The organism is Neisseria sp. P0008.S010 (assembly GCF_051962715.1).
Classification (GTDB): domain Bacteria; phylum Pseudomonadota; class Gammaproteobacteria; order Burkholderiales; family Neisseriaceae; genus Neisseria; species Neisseria elongata.
This window is the reverse complement of sequence record NZ_JBQCVA010000207.1, coordinates 1-346: the sequence shown is the minus strand read 5'-3', so window position 1 is coordinate 346 and position 346 is coordinate 1. Positions and strand designations below refer to the sequence as shown.

The window sequence follows — 346 nt, the reverse complement described above, 5'->3', positions numbered from 1 at the left end:
GTGCGGCTGCCGATAAAGATATTAGTCGCCCCGTAGGAACCGCTGCGTTCGAACTTGCGGATGTCTTGCATCTGCCGCGCCCAGTCGTTGAACAATACCATCACGCTCCAGCCGTTGTATTCTATCCACGAGCTGCTGTGGCGGCGGACGGCGGGCAGACGCAATTGGTAGCGGCCGCTGCAATACGGTTGTTCGGTCCAGTATGTGGTCGAACAAAGCTTCGGTACGCTGCACCGTAAATTCCGCTACGCCCGGGCAGCCTATTTCGAACTGATTAAAGTGAGTGCGCAAAGCCATCTGAAGGCGATGTGTTTAAACCTGTTGAAAGCGGCTAACAGGCTAAGTG

Annotated in this window: 1 pseudogene; it reads left to right on the top strand. The window is 55.2% G+C overall.

The window, feature by feature from the left end:
• Nucleotides 1-198: 198 nt before the first annotated feature.
• A pseudogene (locus tag ACTHSL_RS13245) lies at nucleotides 199-346 on the top strand (IS5/IS1182 family transposase); the annotation flags it as partial.